The organism is Streptomyces sp. NPDC001415 (genome assembly GCF_053597395.1).
The window spans coordinates 43,565-61,664 of record NZ_JBSFIE010000022.1 but is presented as its reverse complement, the minus strand read 5'-3'; the positions used below and the strand labels follow the sequence as shown (position 1 = coordinate 61,664).

Genomic DNA, 18,100 nt, shown 5'->3' with positions numbered 1-18,100 from the left:
GGGGAAGGGGCGGGGGCGTCAGGCGGCGACCGGCTCGTCCGCGGCCCGCGGCGGCGTGGCGGACGCACGGGTGCGCTCCGCCCAGCGCGCGACGGACGGCGTGGCGAGACCGCCGGCCAGCAGGATGCCCGCGAAGAGCAGCCAGCCCGGCCGGCCCCAGCCGACGAGCACCGCGGTGGTCAGCATCGGTGTGATCGCCGAGCCGACCCGCTGGGTGAGTCCGAACAGGCCCTGGTACTGGCCGTGGGCGTGCGCGGGGGCGAGTTCGTACGAGAGCGCCCAGGAGCCCGCGGAGTGCAGCATCTCGCCGATCACCTGGACCAGCGCTCCGAAGAGCAGGCAGACGACCGCCACCCACGCGGGCTGGCCCGCCGACAGCGCGAAGATCCCGCAGCTGACCGCGAGCGCCACGCCCGACCTGCGCATCGCGCGGGCGCCGCCCGCCACGTCCTCCGCGCCCCGGCTCAGGCGCACCTGGAACAGCACGCACATCGCGGTGTTGAGGAACATGATGGCCGCGTAGACCGAGACCGGGGCGTCGGTCCGGTCGGCGATCCAGATGGGCAGCGCGGCGGTGAGGAGCGCGTCCGTGCCCAGGACCAGGACGGCGTTGAGCACGGAGACCGTCAGATAGGGCACGTCCCGCAGTACGTGCCGGTCCTGGTGGCCCTCGGGTGCCCGGCCGGGGTCCGCGGCGGGCAGGGCCAGGCAGGTCAGACCCGCGCCGAGGAACAGCACGCCGGCGCCGAGCAGCATGCCGGCGTAGAGGGCGTGCGAGTCGGCGGCCAGGGCCACGCCGCCGAGCAGGGTGCCGCCGGACAGGCCGACGTTGTTGACCGACTGCAGGTAGGCCCGGGCCTTGACGCGCTCGCTGGACGGCAGCGCCTCCGCGATCAGGGCGCCGCGTGCGACCGCGCTCGCCGAGTCGGCCATCGCGGCCAGGCTCACGATCACCAGGAAGCCGGCGAATCCGCCGACGAGGGCGTATCCGCAGACCAGCACGCCCTGCGCGACGCCGGAGACGACGGAGGTCCGGCGTGAGCCGAGCCGGTCCGAGACCTGACCGGCCGGAATGCTGACCAGCATCGCGAGGACCGCCGAGACGGTCAGGCCGATGCCCACCTTGTCCGCGGGGACCGAGACGGACCGGATGAAGTACAGGACGCTGACGGAGAGCAGGAAGCCGTTGGCCACGGTCCGGCCCAGATTGCTGACCGCCAGAATCCTGACGATTCCCGGCGGTGGCTTGAGATCGTGAAGTATCGACATCGGTGGTGCACTTCTCCTTGGTGTCCGGCTCGACGTGGTGTGTCCGCTCGACTCGGTGTCCGGTCGACGACCGGGGGCCGCACGGGTCAGGAAACGGAAGCCGCCTCGGCGAACCGGCGCCGCAGCGCGGGGCGGTCGATCTTTCCGTTGGGGTTGAGCGGGAGCTCCGTCAGATGCGTGAAGCGGCGCGGCACCATGTGGACCGGGATGCGCTTGCGCAGCCAGAGCATCGCCTCGGTGGGCGTGAGCTCCTCGCCCGTGTAGCAGGCGACGAGTTCGGTCTCCTCGGCGCCGGGTACCGCGAGCACGACCGCCTCGGTCATCGCCGGATGCCGGCGCATCGCCGCCTCGATCTCGCCGAGTTCGACGCGGTAGCCGCGCACCTTGACCTGGTTGTCGAGCCGGCCCAGGTGGACCAGGTCGCCGTTCTCGTGCCGGACCCGGTCGCCGGTGCGGTAGTAGTGCTCGGGGCGCACACCGCCCACGCCGTCGTACGCCGTGGCCCGCTCGCCGTCGAAGGACAGGAAGCGGCCCCGGTCGTCGGCCGGGTCCAGGTATCCGTCGAAGCGCTGCGCACCGCGGACGCACAGCTCGCCCTCGGCCGCCGGGCGGCCTTCCTCGTCGAGGATCAGATGGTCAAGGAAGCCGTAGACGGGGCCGATCGGGACGGTGCCGTTCGAGGTCGCGGGCCAGTCCTCGGCGTGGGCGGGGAGCCTGAACTCGGTGCAGGCGACGGTGAGTTCGGTCGGGCCGTAGACGTTCTCGATCACCGCCGCGGGTGCGACCGCGCGCCACGCCTCGGCCTGGCGGTACGTCAGCTGCTCGCCGATGAAGATTCCGTACCGCAGCGCGGTGACGAGACCGGCCGGCAGGTTGCCGAGCCCCGCCGCCACCGACACCAGGGAGGGCACCGAGAACCAGTGGGTGATGCCGCGCTCGACCAGGTGGTCGACCGGTGTGAGCAGATCGCTGCGGCGCGGCACCACGAGGGTTGCGCCACCGCCCCAGGTCACGAAGAGGTCGAAGACCGAGGGGTCGAAGGTGAGGTCGAAGGTGTGGGACACCCGGCACCCCGGGCCGACCTCGAACCGGGCGATGTTGTGGGCGATGTAGGCGGACAGGTTCCGGTGCCTGATCGGCACGCCCTTGGGGCGGCCCGTGGAGCCGGAGGTGAACAGGACGTACGCGATGTCGTCCGGCGTGGTGCGGTACTCGGGCAGCGCGGCCGGTGAGCCGGTGTCCCAGCCGGCGACCTCGGAGTCGGTCAGCATGAGCCGTGTGTGGCCCAACTCGGGCTGGAAGTAAGGGAGTTGGGGCGCGCCCGCCTCGTCCACGATCAGCATCTCGGCGTCGGCCAGGTCGTACACGGAACGGTTGCGCTCCGCCGGATAGCCCGGGTTGAGCGGGGTCACCGTCGCGCCGAGGCGCTGCGCGGCCAGATAGCCGGCGAAGGCCGTCAGGCTCCGTGACGCCAGCAGGGCGACCCGGCGCGGTGCGCCGCCGTGGGCCAGCAGGATCCGCTCGGCCAGCGCGGTCGCGCACGCGTCGAGCTGCCGGTAGGTGAGGCTGTGGTCGTGCGTCTCCAGGGCCGTCGCGTCGGGGAAGCGGGCGGCGGAACGGGCGAACCACTCGTAGAGGGTGCGGTCAGTCATCGTGATCCTTGCGCGATAGCGGGTCGAGGAGTTCGGCGAATCCCGGGTGGCGCGCCGCGACGGACGTGAGCGCGGCGCGCAGCAGCGGCCCGGTCGGCGCGGGGTCGGCGCCGTCGCGGTCGAGCCAGGGCTGCCAGGCCTTCGCCTCGGGGCGGCCCCGGCCCGAGGCGGCCGCCAGCAGGCGCGGAGCCAGCGGCGACAGGACGGGGTTCTCCCTGTCCAGCGCGCGCAGTGCCACCGCGCGCTGCCACTGCCGCAGGGGTACGCCCTCGGTCGGCAGCCCGGCCTCGGCGAGCAGGGCGAAGAGTTCGGGCACGGTCACCGGGGCCGGGCTCACCAGGTGGTAGGCGCGTCCCACCGACCCGGGTGCGTCCATGAGTTCGGCGACCGAGCGGGCCACCAGGTCGATCGGAGACACCGCGTACGTCCGCTCGTCCTGCGGGTGCCTGCCCACGGCCAGGCCACTGGCGAGCAGGTGCCACAGCGGGTCGTCCGGGTCGCAGGCTCCGGTGGCGGCGCTGAGCAGCAGGCCCGTGCGGAAGACCCGTACCCGCATGCCGTCCGCTTCGGCGCGCTCAAGGAGCCGCTCCATCACCCAGGTGGCGACGGCGGATCCGGCGCGCTCCGGGTCGAGCGGCTGCTCGCGGTCCTCGGGAACGGTGTCGTCGCCGCCGAGCGCGGAGCCGCAGGCGGCCAGCGTGGACAGGCAGGTGAAGTCCTCGACGCCGTGCTCGCGCATCCAGCCGAGGAGGTCGACCAGCGGCAGCACGGTCGTCGCCCGCAGCTCCTGGTAGGAGGCCGTGCCGCCGGGACGTGGCGTGGCGTGCACCACCCGGCCGACCCGGGCGGCCAGTTCGCCGTCGCGGTGGTGCGCGCACAGCTTGCCGAGGTCGGCCGGGGAGCCGAGGACGAGCGGGACGCGGCCGGGGTCCGGTTCGGGCAGGCCGAGGGCCGCGGCGGCCCTGCGCAGGCGCCTGCGGCCGCTCTCCTCGTCCGGTTCGTCCAGGACGCGGTACACGCGGCCCTCGGTCGTCCTCAGCAACTCGTCCAGGAGGAAGGCGTCGAGCGGCCCGGCGCCGCCGGTCAGGAGCGTGTCGGTGCCCCGGGCGCGGGCCGCCGTGCCGGACGGCGCGAGCGGGAGGGCGAGATCGGCGTCGATCGGGTCCGCTTCGCTCGGCTCGGCCGTCGCTCCGTGCTCCGGCCCGGGGGTCGCGGCCGCGCCCGGTGGCTGCGTCAGCCCTCGGACGATCTCCGCCATCCTGCGGACGGTGGCCTGGCCGCCGCCGGCCCGGTGGACGTTGACGGACACGCCGTAGCGGCGCTGGACGGCGGCCTCGATGCGCATCGCGGTGAGCGAGTCGCCGCCGAGCGCGCCGAACTCGTCGTCGGCCGCGAGGGTCTCCACACCGGTCAACTCCCGCCACAGCAGCAGGAGTTCGGCGTCCACGTCGGGCGCCGTGGCGGGCTCCGGCGCCGCGGTGGCGGGGTCGTTGCCCGGCGGGCCGTCCGGGCGGGCCAGGGGCGGCAGCCGGTCCAGCGCCCAGTAGCGTTTGCGACTGAAGGGGTAGGCGGGCAGCGCGACGCGGCGGCCGCGGCTCGCCGTCCGCTCCGGCCAGTCCACGTCGACGCCGTGCAGCCAGGCCGCGGTGAGGGCCTCGTCCAGACGGTCCGACAGCGCCTCGCCGCCGCTCTCGTCGAGCCCGTCGAGCCCGTCGAGCCCGTCGAGCGGGAGTACGAACCGGCCCGCGCCGGCGTCGCCTCGGCCGAGCACGATCAGGAAGCGGTCGGCGCGCGCCTCGCGCACCGTTCCCGTCACGACCTCGACGCGCCCCCGGAAGGCCGCGCCGAGCCTGGCCATCAGGGCCTCGGGCACCTGGCCGTCCTGCGGCAGCACCAGACGAACTCCGCGCACGGAGACGGGTGTTGGGGGCGCGGGCCGGCGCAGCGCCTCGGCGAGCTGCCCGGCGGGAGCCGAGACCACGCGGCGCCGGGCGAAGGAGCGGCGGCCGACCCGCAGCGTATGGGCGATGTCGCCGACGGCCGCCGCGCCCCGCTCCAGCTCGTCGGCCAGGCCGTCCGACAGCTTCGCGAGCTCGTCGTCGCTGTGGGCCGAGAGCACGAGGCGCACCGTGTCGCGGTCCGGCGCGCTGGGGCGGGTGGGCCCGGGCGGCGGCCCGACCACCACCGTCGCGTTGGTGCCGCCGAGGCCCATCGAGTTGACCAGGACGTAACGGCCCTGCTCCTCGATGTGCCCGGGCTCGGCGGAGATGCGGAACGGGCTGTCGGCGAGCACACCGGGGCTGCGCGGGCGTTCGAACAGCGGGTGCGGCGGGAGCTCTCCGGTGCGGGCCACGTGCACGGCCTTGATGAGTCCGGCGACTCCGGCCGCAGGACCGCAGTGCCCGATGTTGGCCTTGACCGACCCGAGGCCGCAGTAGCCGGTGCGGCCGGGAGCGGGCCGCGCGCCCTCGGTCAGACCGCGCAGTTCGATCTGGTCGCCGAGCGGGGTGCCCGATCCGTGTGCCTCGACGTACCGCAGTTGTTCTCCGGTGATCCCGGCGACGTCGAGCGCGGCGGCCACCACGTCGGCGAGGCCCCTGGGGCTCGGGGCGGTGAATCCCGAGCGGTTGGAGCCGTCGTTGCCGACCGCCGAGCCGTGGACGACGGCGAGCACCGGGTCGCCGTCCGCGAGCGCGTCGGACAGGCGGCGCAGCACGACCGCGCCGACGCCCGAGCTGAACGACGTACCCGTGGAGCGGGCGTCGAAGGGGCGGCAGTAGCCGTCCTGGGAGGCGAGGGCGCCCGCGTGGTGGCGGTAGCCGAGCGCCGGTTCGTTGACGGCCGCGCCGCCCGCGAGAGCGAGGTCGCACTCGCCGGACAGCAGGCTGAGCACGGCGTAGTGCACCGCGGTGAGCGAGGAGGAGCACGCCGTCTGGACGCCGATCGACGGGCCGCGCAGCCCGAGCTTGTACGCCACGCGGGACGACAGGAAGTCCGGGAGGCCGCCCAGGTGCAGCGCCACGTCGTCAGCCGCGGCGAGGACGCCTTCGCTGCGCGCGCGGGCCACCGTGAGTGCCGTCATGTAGGTGCTGGCGCTGGCGCCGGCGAACACACCGGTGATCAGCGGGTCGCCGGTGGGCAGGTGGCCCGCCGCCTCCAGGGCTTCCCAGCACACTTCCAGGAAGAGGCGCTGCTGCGGGTCGGTGGCCTCGGCCTCCGCCGGGGAGTAGCCGAAGAACTCGGCGGCGAAGTCCTCGGCGCCCTGCAGGGTCGCCGCGGTCTTCACATACGCCGGGTCGTCGATGACCTCGTCGCTGAGCCCGGCCGCACGCAGCCGCTCCGGGTCGAGGTCGCGGAAGGAGACCTTGCCCTCGCCGATGTTGCGCCAGAACTCCTGGGGGCCCCGGGCGTCCGGAAACCGGCATCCGATGCCGATGACGGCTATCGCGGTGTCGTTGTTCACGCGGTGCTCTCCGGAGCGCTCGCGCCGCGCCGGGACCGCCCGAGCAGCCGGCCGCGGCCCGGGCCCTGCTGCTCGGCGTGCTCGGCCGCCGGCGCCTCGGGCCCGTCCCCGGCGAGCAGTTCGGCCTGCGCCTCGACGGTGCTGTGCTGGAAGAGGTCGGCCGCCTCCAGCTCGCGGCCGGTCAGCGTGGACAGCGTGTCGAGCAGCACGATGAGCAGCAGCGAATCCCCGCCCACGTCGAAGAAGTTGGCGTCGTACGGGACGGTGTCCACGTCCAGCACTTCGCGCCAGGCCGCGGCGACCCGGTCGGCCAGGGCGGTGCGGTCGAGGGCCGGGACGGGGTTCGCGGCGGGCGAGTGGGGCTGGGTGTCGGTGAGCACGGGGGACTCCAGATCGGTGGCGAGATCGGTTGCGGCGGAGGTCAGTTCGTCGAGCAGCGCCTCGACGGTGGTGGCGTCGAAGAGCGCGGTGGAGTAGGCGAGACAGAGGCCCAGGCCGTCGGGTCCGCCGGTGGCGGTCAGCTCCAGTTCGTACTTGAGCTTGAGCGCCGGCGGCATGCGGTAGCTCGTGGCGAGGTCCGCTCCGAGGTGCGGTGCCCGCGCGGGCTCGTCGGCCGCGTTGACGTACACCGGGGTCACCGCCGGGCGGCTGAGGTCGCGGCCGGGGTGCAGTTCGGCGGCCACCGCGTCGAACGGGGCGTCCGCGTGGCGGTAGGCCGACAGGGCGGACCGCCGGACCCGGTTCAGCAGGGTGCGCCAGTCGGGGGCGTCGGTCAGGTCGGCCCGCACGAGCAGCGTGTTCACGAACATGCCGACCGTGTCCGCGCCGCCGGCGCCGTCGCGGCCCGCCCACGGGAAGGTGAACAGGAAGTCCCGCTGGCTCCCGCGCCGGGCGAGGACCGCGGCGAGCAGGGCGGTCGCGGTCATGAAGGTCGTGCAGCCCAGCTCCGCGCCGATCTCCCGGATCCTGCGGGTGAGTTCGGCGGGCAGGCGGGTCTCGCGGGTGTCCGCGTCGATGGACTGGACGGCCGGGCGGGGCCGGTCGTACGGCAGGGCGACATCGGTCGGCGCACCGCGCAGCCCGGCCAGCAGCCCCGCCACCGCGCCTTCGGACGGGGGCCCGGTCACCAGGTCCGCGGGATGCGGGGCGGGCGCCGCCTCCGGTGTTCGGCCGGCGATCAACTCCCGGTACTGCTCGGCGAGTTGGGCCATGACGATGCCGAGCGACCAGCCGTCGGTGACGATGTGGTGCACGCCGTAGAACAGCAGCGTCCGGTTGTCCGCCAGGGCGATCACCTCGCCCCGGGCGGGGGCCTGAGCGGCGAGGTCGAAGGGCGCCCAGCACACCTCGGCGAGGTGTTCCTCAAGGCGCTGCTCGGGCCACTGCGTACCGTCGACCCGTTCGACCTCGGGTGCGGAGCCGTCGGTCCGGTAGAAGACCTTGCGGGCCCGCGCGTCGAGCGTGAAGCGGGAGCGCAGGCCGGGGTGGCGGGCCAGCACCCGGGTGAACGCCTCGCACAGCAGCGCCCGGTCCACCGGGCCCTCGATCTCGACCAGGCTCGGTGCGAGATACGCGGCCCGCAGCGCCGGAAGCCGGTCCAGGAACCAGAGCCGCTGCTGCACCGGCGTGGCCGGGTGGCGCCCGCCGGAGGCCCCGGCGGTTCGGGCCGCGCTCCCGCCGGCCGGCGCCTCGGCGGCCCCCTCCAGGAAGCGGGCCAGACCCGCCACCGTGGGATCGGCGAGGAAGCCGCGCAGCGGAACGGTCCTGCCCCACGCGTGCTCCGCGGCCGCCAGCATGCGGACGGCGAGCAGGGAATGGCCGCCAAGGGTGAAGAAGTCGGCGTCCGGGCCGAGCTCCTCGGGATCGAGTGCCCCGGCGCCCCGGTCGGCCTCGGCCAGCGTGTCCGCCATGAGGCGGGCCGCTCGCCGCTGCTCCGGGGTGAGCGGCGTCCTCGGCCCCTCACCGCGGGCGAGGGGCCGGGAACCGAGTTGCTCCAGGGCGGCGAAGTCGACCTTGTCGTTGGCGGTGCGCGGCATGGCCGGGACCTCGTACACCTCGGAGGGCAGTACGGCGGCGGGCAGCCAGCGCAGCAGCGGGCGGACGAGGTCGTCGTGGGTGAGGGGCGCCGCGCCCGCCGCCGGCTCCACATAGGCGACGAGGCGCCGGGGGGTTCCGGTGGCGTGGACGGCGGCCGCGGCGACGGCCGGGTTCTCCTCCAGGAGCCCCCGCACCTCGTTCGGCTCGATCCGGTTGCCCAGGATCTTCACCTGGTCGTCGGCCCGGCCGAGGTACTCCAGTTGCCCGTCCGGCCGGAGCGACACCCGGTCGCCGGTGCGGTACATCAGGGCGCCCGGCTCGTGCGGATGCGGGTCCGGCAGGAAGGCCGCCGCGGTGCGCTCGGGCTGGTCGAGGTAGCCGAGCGCGACGCCCGCTCCGGCGACGTACAGCTCGCCGGGCACGCGGGCCGGGAGTTCCTCGCCGTGCGGACCGAGCACGTAGGCACGGGTGTTGGGGAGCGGGCGGCCGACGGCGGGGGCGCGTTCGTCGTCCGGATCGACGGCGGCGAAGGTGCTGTTGCAGGAGGCTTCGGTGGGCCCGTACACATTGCGCACCTCGGTGTCCCAGCGGTGCGCGCACGCCGCGGCCAGCGGGCGCGGCAGCGCCTCACCGCCGCAATAGACCACCCGCAGGCTGGACGTGCCGCCCGGATCGGCCTCCAGCATGGCGTGCAGCAGGCTCGGCGTGAGCGAGCCCGCCACCGTGGCCCCGTGCGGTCCGCGGGTGAGGCGCAGGAGTGCGGCTGGGTCGCGTCGCTCGACGTCGTCGGCGACGATCAGCCGGGCTCCCGCCAGGAGCGCCTCGAAGACGTTGAAGGCCGCCGGGTCGAACGCGGTGCCCGCGGTCAGCAACAGCCGGTCCCCGGTGGTGAGTCGGGCGTCGTCGGCCCACCACAGGGCGGTGTTGAGCAGCCCCCGGTGCGGAACGAGCACGCCCTTGGGGCGGCCGGTGGTTCCCGAGGTGTAGATCACCACGGCCACGTCGTTCCCGGCCGGACGGACCGGGGCCGCCGGGGCGCCGTCGCCGAACGCGCGGACCTCCTCAAGGCGGATCGGCTTGACCGCGGTGTCGAGTCCGCGCAGCAGTTCCGCGCCCGCCTCGTCGACGAGGGCCACCGATGCGCCGGTCTCCCGGAGGATGAACTCGATCCGGGCGGCCGGGGTGTCCATCGCCAGCGGCACATAGGCGGCGCCGGAGCGCAGCGCGCCCAGCCAGCCGGCCACCAGTGCTCCGCCGCGTGCGCAGAGGACGGGTACGAGCGTGCCCGTGCCGGCTCCGTGCGTGCGCAGCCGGTCGGCCACCGCCCACGCCCATTGGTCGAGTCCGCGCCAGGACAGGTCGGTTCCGGCGCAGCTCACCGCCGTGGCGGCGCCGTCCATCGAGGCGATGCGCGCGTCCAGCAGGTCCAGCACGGACCGCGCTTCCCGAGCGTCCGTCAGCTTGCTCATGTCCGGTCCCCCTGTTCCGTCACGGCGAGGCGTTCTCGGTACTCCCCCACCAGGTCCCGCTCCTCGCCGAACAGGACCCCGGGCCCCGGCCGGCCGTCGGCGGGCCGGGTGAGGGGAAGCCGGCACAGGGGTGCCCGCGGGTCCGCGACGGCCGCGGCCAGCAGGACCTGGAAGTGTCCGGCCAGTTCGCGCACGGTCTCCTCGGTGTACCGGTCGGTGGCGTACTCGACGGTCGCGAGGATCCCGTCGCCGTCGTGGTCGCCGTCGCTGTCGTATGCGAGGACCAGCGTCAGGTCCTGCTTGGCGGTGCCCGTGGGCAGGAGGCGCGGCGCGGTCCAGCGCGGCCGGTCCCCGAGCCGCGGCGCGGGCATGTTCTGCAGGACGAAGCCGACGCCGACCAGCGGCCCCTGCGGGCGGGAGCGGTCGGCGGCCGCCCGTGCCGTCAACTGGTCGAAGGGCAGCCGCTGATGGGACAGCGCCCGGAACGACTCGCCCCTGACCTCGTCGCACAGCCTCTCGAAGGACCACCGCGCGTCGAGCCGGCAGCGCAGCGGAACGGTGTTGACGAAGAAGCCGACGAGTTGCTCGACGGACGGGTGCGGGCGGTTGGCGGCGACCGTGCCGAGCAGGAACTCCTCCTGGCCGGTCCAGCGCTGCACCACGGCCTGGAACGCGGCGAACAGCACGACGAAGTCGGTGGCGCGCAGCCGCGTCGCCAACTCCCGTGCGTCCGCTACGAGTTGAGCGTCGAGGCGGAAGGTGTGCTGCCTGCCGAGCCGGTCGCCCTCGGGGAGGGCGCGGCGCGGCGGGCAGGGCCCGAGCGCGAGGTCGCCGGGCACCGCCAGGATCTCGGCGAGCCGGGCGTCGAGCCGTTCGGTCATCGCCGGGTGGCCGCCCACCTCGCGGTCCCAGGCGGCGAAGTCCGCGTACTGCACGGCCAGTTCCTCAAGGCGGGGTACGGCGCCGGACAGCGCCTGTTCGTAGGCCTCGGCCAGGTCCTCGTACAGCGCGGTCAGGGACCATCCGTCGACCGCGATGTGGTGCGCCACCAAGAGCGTGGCGTCGCCGTCCGGGCCACCCTGCCACACCACGCAGCGCAGTGGCGGGGCCGTCGTCAGGTCGAAGGGTGCGCGGGCGTGCGGGGCGAGTTCCTCGTCGTCGCGCAGCGCGGTGGGGATCACCTCCACCGGCACCGGCACGGGCTCGCCGACGTACTGGACGGGTCGGCCGTCGCGCAGCCCGTAGGTGGTGCGCAGGACCTCGTGGCGGGCGACGACGGCGGCCAGCGCCCGGGTGAGCGCGACGATGTCGACGGGTTCGTTCCACCGGGTCAGCAGGGGAACGTTGTAGACGGCCGAGCCGGGGGCTGCCGCGTCGATGAACCAGAGGCGTTCCTGCGCGTACGACAGCGGCGCGGTGGAGGCTGCCCGGCGGCTCAGGGGCGGCGTCGGCAGCTTCGCCGTCATGGCTTCCTTCCTGGGAGGTCGAGGGGTCGTGGGCGACGGCACGTCACGGCAGCGCCACCTCCGACTGGGCCAGCTGCCGGGCGAGTTCACCGAGGTCGGCGGCGAGCAGCAGATCGGCGGGCTCGATGTCGACCGAGAGCAGTTCACTGATCCGGGAGGCCGCCTGGGTCGCCAGGATCGAGTTGCCGCCGAGCGAGATGAAGTCGTCGCCGGGCCCGATCCGGCGCGTGCCGAGGAGTTCGGCCCATACGCCCGCGAGTGCGTTCAGGAGCGGGTCGCCGAGATCCGGGCCCTCCTGCTCCGGCCCGGCACCGGCCGGCTCCGGGCCTGAGGCGAGCAGTTCCTCGATCCGCCGCCGGTCGGCCTTGCCCGTGCTGGTGAGCGGCAGGGTGTCGAGGACGGTCCAGCGGCTGGGGAGCATGTAGGCGGGCAGCGCCGCCGCCAGGTCCGAGCCGAGCCGGCGGGCCGTCTCCGCGTGCGGTACGGAGGTGGCGAGGCAGGCGGCGACGAGCCGCGCGTCGGGACCTTCTCCGGTCTTCGCGACGAAGGCCGCCTCGGTGTGGCCGGTCGCGACCGCCGCGCGTTCGATCTCCTCCAGCTCGATCCGGAAGCCGCGCAGTTTCACCTGCCGGTCCGCGCGGCCCACGATCTCCAGCTCGCCGTCCGGCAGGAGCCTGGCCATGTCTCCCGTGCGGTACATGGGTTCGCCGGTGCCGGGCTCCGGCACGAAGGACCGTGCGGTCCGCTCCGGCAGCCCCAGGTAGCCGGTGGCGACACCCGGGCCGGCGACACAGAGCTCACCGGTCGTGCCGGGTGCGACGGGGCGCAGGTCCTCGTCGAGGACATGGAGCCGGGTCTCCTGGATCGCCCGGCCGACGGGCATCCGGTCCCGCCCGGCCAGGGACTCCTCGGTGCAGTCGAAGGCGGCGGCGATCACCGTCGCCTCGGTCGGACCGTAGGCGTTGACGAGCCGCCCGGGCGGGGCGGCGGCCAGTACCCGGCGGACCGCGGAGATCTCCAACTGCTCGCCGCCGACAAGGAGGTTGCGCAGCGTGCCGAGCGCGTCCGGCCGCGCCCGGGCCACCAGGTGGAACAGCGAGGTGGTCAGCAGCAGGGTGGTGATGTCCTCGTCGCGGACGAGGGCGGTCCAGCGTTCGAGCGCGAGGTCGGCGGCGGAGGGCAGGACGACGAGGGTGGCGCCGGCGGTCAGCGCGCCCCAGACCTCGAAGGTGGTCGCGTCGAAGGCGGGGTTGGCGACGTGGCCGACCCGGTCGCCCGCCTCGATGGTGCAGTAGGTGGCCCCGGTGACGAGGCGGCGCACCCCCCGGTGCGGCACGACGACCCCCTTGGGCACACCGGTGGATCCCGAGGTGTACCCGATGTACAGCGGCCCCTCCTCGTCCACCGGGACGTCCGGTACCGGCTCGTGGCCCGGGTCGTTCCTCGGCACGGCGACGCGCGTCAGCGCCGGAGCCTTCTCCAGCCTCTGCCGCCGCCGCGCGTCCCCCTCGGCGACGACCGCGACCCGCACGCCGGCTCCCTGGAGGATCCGCGCCACCCGCTCCGCCGGGGCGTGCGCGTCGAGCGGCAGGTACGCGGCTCCGGCCCGCGCGATGCCGAGCAGAGCCACCACGAGGTCGACTCCGCGGTCGAGGTCGACGGCGACGGGATCCGCCGGGCGCACCCCGCGCCGGGCCAGCTCGGAGGCCATCCACCCGGCGCGCTGCCACAGTTCCCGGTAGGTGAGCGAGGTCCCGGCCGGATCCCTCACGGCGCAGGCCTCGGGACACTGCGCCACCCGCTCGGCGACGATGCGGTGCACACCGTGCCGCCCGCCGCCCGGCGAGCCGGCTCGCGGATACGTACCCATGGATGAATTCCTCTGCTCGAAGTCTGTCGTGGTGTCCGGGAGGCGCTCAGCGCGGCGCGGCCGCGCGCGGGTCCCGGGAGCGCGGCTCAACGGGCGCCCCTGGTCCTGCGGTTCACGACGGCGGTGACGGCCGCGCTCAGCAGACAGCAGGCCAGGTGCAGCCAGTAGAACAACGGGATCCCGCACAGCCGGGGCCGGTCGGGGTGGACGGCGATAACCAGAGCGGGAGCCGCGATCGGCATGACGAGCAGGAGACTCCAGGCCCTGGGACCCAGGGACCCGCGTCGTCTCTCTCCGGATCTGCGCCTCGCCACCACAACTGCTTCTCCCAGTGGATCGATCCGGCGCTCCGGGAAATCGGACAACGGCCTTGAAGGCGAAGAGCCATGTCGTGTTCTCCTTTCTGGAGTGCCGGTGAAGTTTCTGGCTGCCGAAAGCGACCTCGCGGCGGCGAAAGAGATGTGCCTCTTCCGTACGGAGGTGCACTTTCCAGATGGCGGAAATCGGGCCGTCGGCGGCCAGTACGGTGAAAGGGGGGCGACGCGGCGCCACCCTGGGCGCGCGTCCCGGTATTCCCCCGAAACACCGCGGCGGGATTGCCCCCTTGCACTCCCGCCGAAGCTTCCGAGTGTTAGTTGCGCGAGTTCCCCGCCGGGGTTACGGCGTCGGGCAGGTTTCTGGAGTGGCGTGCGTCACGTCGCCGGTCGCCGGGCAGACAAAAGGGCCGGTCCCCACCAAGGACCGGCCCTTTGTGGCGAATCGGCGTCAGACCAGGTGCCGTCCGCCGTCCACCATCAGCACGGAACCGGTGGTGTACGCGGCGTGCGCGAGGCCGAAGACCGCCTCGGCGACGTCCTCGGGCGAACCGACCCTGCGCAGCGGGGTGTTGGCGGTGATCCACTCCCTTGAGCCCTCCCACACCTCGGGCGCCTCGTCGTACCACGGCGTGTCCACGAGCCCGGGCGCGACCGCGTTGACGCGGATCCCGGGGCCGAACGTCGCCGCGCACAGCCGGGTGAGGTGATCGACGGCCGCCTTGCTGACGGCGTACGGGATCGAGCTGCCCATGGCCCGGCTGCCCGACACGGACGAGATGTTGACGATCGAGCCGTCACCGGCGGCCTTCAGATGCGGCTCGGCCGCCTTCATCATGTGCCAGGTTCCGATGACGTTGACATCGAAGATCTCCCGCCAGACCGACGCGTCGACGGCATCGATGTCGTCGAGCGGGATGAACCGGGTGAGCCCGGCGTTGTTCACCAGGACGTCGAGTCGGCCGAACTCCTTGACGGTCGCCTCGACCAGGCGCCGCGCATCCGCCGGATCGGAAACGTCGCCCTGCACATAAATGGCCCGGGGCAGCTGGGCGGCCAGTTCTTCACCGGCCCGGACGGACGTCGCCGAGTTGATGACCACGCACATTCCGGCATCAGCCATACGGCGGGCCACGGCGGCACCAATTCCCGATGACGAACCGGTTATCAGCGCGACACGAGCGTCGTTCACGAATACCTCCACAGGTCAAAAGCGGGGAAGAACGGGGATGTTCCAAGCCAACCCGTTCGCATCCGGAAGGGCCTTGACGCCCCTGCGGCGCGATCCTTAGGGTACCACTGAGCGGAATTAAGTTTCCGTATCGTGGAATTAAGGGAGCTGCGTCATCATCCCCGTCCAGCGGCCGAGCCGATCCGGCAGCCGTGGACCGGGCACGCGCTCCCGGAAATTGGGGGGCATCATCAACGGGGCCATCGCGGTCGGATTCGCACTCGTCACAGGCGGTGCGGCCCTCGCCGGAGCGCGCGGGGCGCCGCGCGACGAACTGCCGCACCCGGCCCGCTGGGCCCTCGCCGGCCGAGGGCTCGGCACCGCGTCCACGAGCCTGCTCCTGGGCGGCACGATCTACACGGCCTACACCTACATCGCGGTGCCGGGGCTCATGTTCGGCACCGGCGGGCTCGCGCTCTACTCCCTCGTCTACACCATGCTGCTCTCGCCGCTCATCATGGTGCTGCTCCCCCGGCTGCGGGACATCGCCGCACGCCACGGCCTGATCACCGGGGCCGACTACGTCCGCGCACGGCACGGGTCGCAGCCGCTGGCTCTGGCCGTCGCCCTGACCGGCATCCTGGCGACCATGCCCTACCTGGCCCTTCAAGTGGTGGGCATGACAGCGCTGTTGCGCTCCCTGGGCATCGCCCCGAACACCCTGGCGGGCGGCGCGGTACTCGCCCTGCTCTTCACCCTCTTCGCCCTGGTGACACACCCCGGGGGGCTGCGTGCGTGCGCGCGGATGTCCGTACTCAAAGCGCTGCTCATCGGGGCCATGCTGGCCGTCCTCGTCGTCCTGGCCGTCACCGAACTGGGCCCGCCCGGACGGGTCTTCGCGCTGGCCGACCAGCGCATCGCGACCGACGGCCTGACCATCGGCGTGCCGCCCCAGGGCTTCACCGCCTACGCGACGCTCGCCCTCGGCTCCGCCCTCGCCCAGCTGATGTACCCGCAGGTGCTGATGGTGGCCCTGGCCAGCCGGAGCGGGCACACCCTGCGGTCCGCCACGAACTTCCTCCCCGCCTGGAGCCTGTCCCTTGGCCTCTCGGCGTTTCTGGGGGTCGCCGCCCTCGCGTCAGGGGGCCGCACCCCCTCCGGGCACGCCGAGCTGGCGGTGCCGATGCTGGTCCGCACCCTGGCTCCGGACTGGCTGGCCGGAGTGCTGTTCGGGGCGCTCGCCGTGGGCGGCCTGCTCCCCGCGGTCGTCATGGCGATGAGCATGGCGATGCTTCTCGTGCGCAACGTCTACAGCGAGTACCTCAACCCCACGGCCACGCCCAAGCACGAGGTCCGCGTCGCGCGCGGGACATCGCTGGCCGTCATGGCCGGGGCGGTCGCCTTCGCCCTGCTGCTGCAACCCCAGGACACCGTCAACCTCCATCTGCTCGGCGGGATCTGGATCCTGCAGACCCTGCCCGCCGTCGCACTGTCCCTCTTCACCCAGTGGTTCCACCAACGCGCCCTGTTCATCGGCTGGGCGGCGGGCATGGTCCTGGGCACCGCCCTGGCGGGGCTGCACGGATTCTCCTCCGTCGTCGACATCGGGATCGGCCCGCTCCACGCCCCGGTCTACGTGGCGATGGCCGCCCTCGCGGTCAACCTCGTCACCGCCGCGGCACTGACCCCCCTCCTCGGTCCGCTCGGCGTCCCGCGGGGCCAGGACAGCATCGCCGGCGGAGCCGCCTGGGAGCGCCGTGGGTCCAAGTACGCCTTCGTCGTCGAGTGAGTGAGGACCCCGTCGTGAAACCGTTCCTGCCGAGACACCCCGGGCCGTCCCGCCCCGCGCCCGCACGTACCTCCGACCTCTGCGACCCACTCGGCTCCGAGGCGAGGGGAGTACCGGCCTCCGGCGGCCCGAGCATCGCCCTCGACCTGCGCGACGCCGACCGGGAAGTGGCGATCGCCCACCTCTTCGACCAGCACTACGCCCAGTTGCTGAGGCTGGCCGTACTCCTCGGCGCGGACCAGGAGGCCGAGGACGTCGTCTCCGAGGCCTTCTACCAACTCCACTGCCGCTGGGCGAAGTTGAAGACGCCCGGCGCCGCGATCGGATATCTCAGGTCCATCGTCTGCAATCTGACCCGCATGCGCATACGCCGCATCCGCGTCGCCCGCCGGCACAGCTACCAGGAACTCGACGAACAGGTCCGCTCCGCGGAACAGCAGGTACTGCTCAACGACGACCAGCGGGCCCTGATGGAGGCGCTGCGCTCCCTCACCGCGCGCCAGCGCCAGACGATCGTCCTCAAGTACTGGCTCGACCTGAAGGAGGCCGAGGTCGCCGACACGATGAAGATCTCTGTCGGTGCGGTGAAGTCGCACACCGCTCGCGGCATGGCGAAGCTGACGGAAGCGATGACGGGGAGCGTCCGGTGAGCGCGCTCATGGAGGAGTTGCTGCGGGGCGCACTCGAAAACGTCGCCTCCGCCGTGCCGGACGCGTCACGGCAGTCCTACCGCAAGGAGCAGGCGCGTTGGCGGCGGCGTGAATACCGCCGCAGGTGCGTCGTCGCCCTGCTGGTGTTCCTGATCGTCGGCGCCGTCTGCACCATCGGCCTGCTGGAACTCTCGGGGGCCTCGCCGGACAACCACGTCATCTTCTACAACGGCGACACCGGCACGCCGGGCGACGGCCCACGGCCGCTCGGCCGGTAGGTTCAGGGCGCCGCGACAGGCAGCACGTCCGGGGACAGAGCCGCCGCCCGCGCCGAGGCGCTCGTCATCCGGCGGCGGTGGTGTCGCCGGCAAAGCACCTCGTAGCCGATCTCGTCCTGCGACTGGTTGACGTCGCCGACGACGACCTGGGCGCCCTCGACGACCATCCGGCCGCCTATGGTGCGGGCGTTGTGGGTGGCGCGGGCGCCGCACCAGCACAGCGCCTCGACCTGGAGCACCTCGACGCGGTCGGCGAGTTCGACGAGCCGCTGCGAGCCGGGGAACAGCTTGGAGCGGAAGTCGGTGGTGATCCCGAAGGCGAAGACGTCGAGTTCGAGGTCGTCGACGACCCGGGCGAGCTGGTCGATCTGCTCGGGCGCGAGGAACTGGGCCTCGTCCGCGATGACGTAGTCGCAGCGGCCGCCCTTGGAGAGGTGGGCGACGAGGTAGGCGTAGAAGTCGAAGCCGTCGGCGGCCTCCACCGCGTCGGTCACCAGGCCGAGCCGCGACGACAGCTTGCCCTCGCCCGCCCGGTCGTCGCGGGTGAAGATCATGCCCTGGAGGCCGCGCGCGGAGCGGTTGTGCTCGATCTGAAGAGCGAGGGTGCTCTTTCCGCAGTCCATCGTTCCGGAGAAGAACACCAGCTCGGGCATGGGAAGGTGACGGCCTTTC

The 18,100-nt window shown here is 73.3% G+C and carries 12 protein-coding genes; 3 read left to right on the top strand and 9 right to left on the bottom strand.

Going from position 1 to position 18,100, the window contains the following annotated elements; translation table 11 throughout:
- Positions 1-18 precede the first annotated feature (18 nt).
- From ACWC2B_RS25930 to ACWC2B_RS25895, 8 genes are all read right to left on the bottom strand, one after another.
- Positions 19-1,269 carry an MFS transporter gene (locus tag ACWC2B_RS25930; RefSeq protein ID WP_450720527.1) on the bottom strand — a complete coding sequence of 417 codons (1,251 nt, stop codon included), beginning with the start codon at positions 1,267-1,269 and terminating at the stop codon, positions 19-21.
- Between the two features lie 86 nt (positions 1,270-1,355).
- A complete protein-coding gene (locus ACWC2B_RS25925) occupies positions 1,356-2,921 on the bottom strand; it encodes an amino acid adenylation domain-containing protein (RefSeq protein WP_450720525.1) in 1,566 nt (521 codons plus the stop codon).
- Positions 2,914-6,384 (bottom strand): beta-ketoacyl synthase N-terminal-like domain-containing protein, encoded by a 3,471-nt coding sequence (locus ACWC2B_RS25920; protein WP_450720523.1) that lies wholly within the window; start codon positions 6,382-6,384, stop codon positions 2,914-2,916. The genes ACWC2B_RS25925 and ACWC2B_RS25920 overlap by 8 nt, the downstream gene beginning before the upstream one ends.
- Positions 6,381-9,890, bottom strand: coding sequence for an amino acid adenylation domain-containing protein (locus ACWC2B_RS25915; protein ID WP_450720521.1), 3,510 nt, complete (start codon positions 9,888-9,890; stop codon positions 6,381-6,383). Before ACWC2B_RS25915 ends, ACWC2B_RS25920 begins: the two co-directional genes overlap by 4 nt.
- The gene (locus ACWC2B_RS25910; RefSeq protein WP_450720519.1) at positions 9,887-11,356 is read right to left on the bottom strand and encodes a condensation domain-containing protein; all 1,470 of its coding nucleotides are present in this window, start codon (positions 11,354-11,356) and stop codon (positions 9,887-9,889) included. Before ACWC2B_RS25910 ends, ACWC2B_RS25915 begins: the two co-directional genes overlap by 4 nt.
- Positions 11,357-11,399: 43 nt before the next feature.
- Entirely contained in the window at positions 11,400-13,226 is a 1,827-nt protein-coding gene (locus tag ACWC2B_RS25905) for a non-ribosomal peptide synthetase (RefSeq protein ID WP_450720517.1), read from the bottom strand.
- Positions 13,227-13,312: 86 nt separating this feature from the next.
- Complete coding sequence (locus tag ACWC2B_RS25900; RefSeq protein WP_450720515.1) at positions 13,313-13,468, bottom strand: DUF3311 domain-containing protein; 156 nt, start codon at positions 13,466-13,468, stop codon at positions 13,313-13,315.
- 523 nt (positions 13,469-13,991) lie between these two features.
- A complete protein-coding gene (locus tag ACWC2B_RS25895; protein ID WP_450720513.1) occupies positions 13,992-14,732 on the bottom strand; it encodes an SDR family NAD(P)-dependent oxidoreductase in 741 nt (246 codons plus the stop codon).
- Positions 14,733-14,949: 217 nt separating this feature from the next.
- Between ACWC2B_RS25895 and ACWC2B_RS25890 the strand changes: the two genes are divergently transcribed.
- Genes ACWC2B_RS25890 through ACWC2B_RS25880 form a run of 3 tightly spaced genes read left to right on the top strand, consistent with a single transcriptional unit; the run spans position 14,950 to position 17,428 of the window.
- Positions 14,950-16,500: a sodium:solute symporter family protein gene (locus ACWC2B_RS25890; protein WP_450720511.1), complete on the top strand. Its 1,551-nt coding sequence runs from the start codon at positions 14,950-14,952 to the stop codon at positions 16,498-16,500.
- 14 nt (positions 16,501-16,514) lie between these two features.
- On the top strand, positions 16,515-17,150 hold the full coding sequence (locus ACWC2B_RS25885) for a sigma-70 family RNA polymerase sigma factor (protein ID WP_450720509.1): 636 nt from the start codon (positions 16,515-16,517) through the stop codon (positions 17,148-17,150).
- Entirely contained in the window at positions 17,147-17,428 is a 282-nt protein-coding gene (locus tag ACWC2B_RS25880) for a hypothetical protein (RefSeq protein ID WP_450720507.1), read from the top strand. Before ACWC2B_RS25885 ends, ACWC2B_RS25880 begins: the two co-directional genes overlap by 4 nt.
- Positions 17,429-17,430: 2 nt before the next feature.
- Here ACWC2B_RS25880 and ACWC2B_RS25875 read toward each other — a convergent pair whose 3' ends face one another.
- Positions 17,431-18,081: a thymidine kinase gene (locus ACWC2B_RS25875; protein WP_450720505.1), complete on the bottom strand. Its 651-nt coding sequence runs from the start codon at positions 18,079-18,081 to the stop codon at positions 17,431-17,433.
- Positions 18,082-18,100 lie beyond the last annotated feature (19 nt).

What these genes read in the sequence shown, in the direction of transcription:
- ACWC2B_RS25900 (WP_450720515.1), bottom strand. Translation starts at nt 13,468, where the DNA reads ATGCCGATCGCGGCTCCCGCTCTGGTTATCGCCGTCCACCCCGACCGG.
- ACWC2B_RS25875 (WP_450720505.1), bottom strand. Translation starts at nt 18,081, where the DNA reads ATGCCCGAGCTGGTGTTCTTCTCCGGAACGATGGACTGCGGAAAGAGC.
- ACWC2B_RS25925 (WP_450720525.1), bottom strand. Translation starts at nt 2,921, where the DNA reads ATGACTGACCGCACCCTCTACGAGTGGTTCGCCCGTTCCGCCGCCCGC.
- ACWC2B_RS25910 (WP_450720519.1), bottom strand. Translation starts at nt 11,356, where the DNA reads ATGACGGCGAAGCTGCCGACGCCGCCCCTGAGCCGCCGGGCAGCCTCC.
- ACWC2B_RS25915 (WP_450720521.1), bottom strand. Translation starts at nt 9,890, where the DNA reads ATGAGCAAGCTGACGGACGCTCGGGAAGCGCGGTCCGTGCTGGACCTG.
- ACWC2B_RS25905 (WP_450720517.1), bottom strand. Translation starts at nt 13,226, where the DNA reads ATGGGTACGTATCCGCGAGCCGGCTCGCCGGGCGGCGGGCGGCACGGT.
- ACWC2B_RS25930 (WP_450720527.1), bottom strand. Translation starts at nt 1,269, where the DNA reads ATGTCGATACTTCACGATCTCAAGCCACCGCCGGGAATCGTCAGGATT.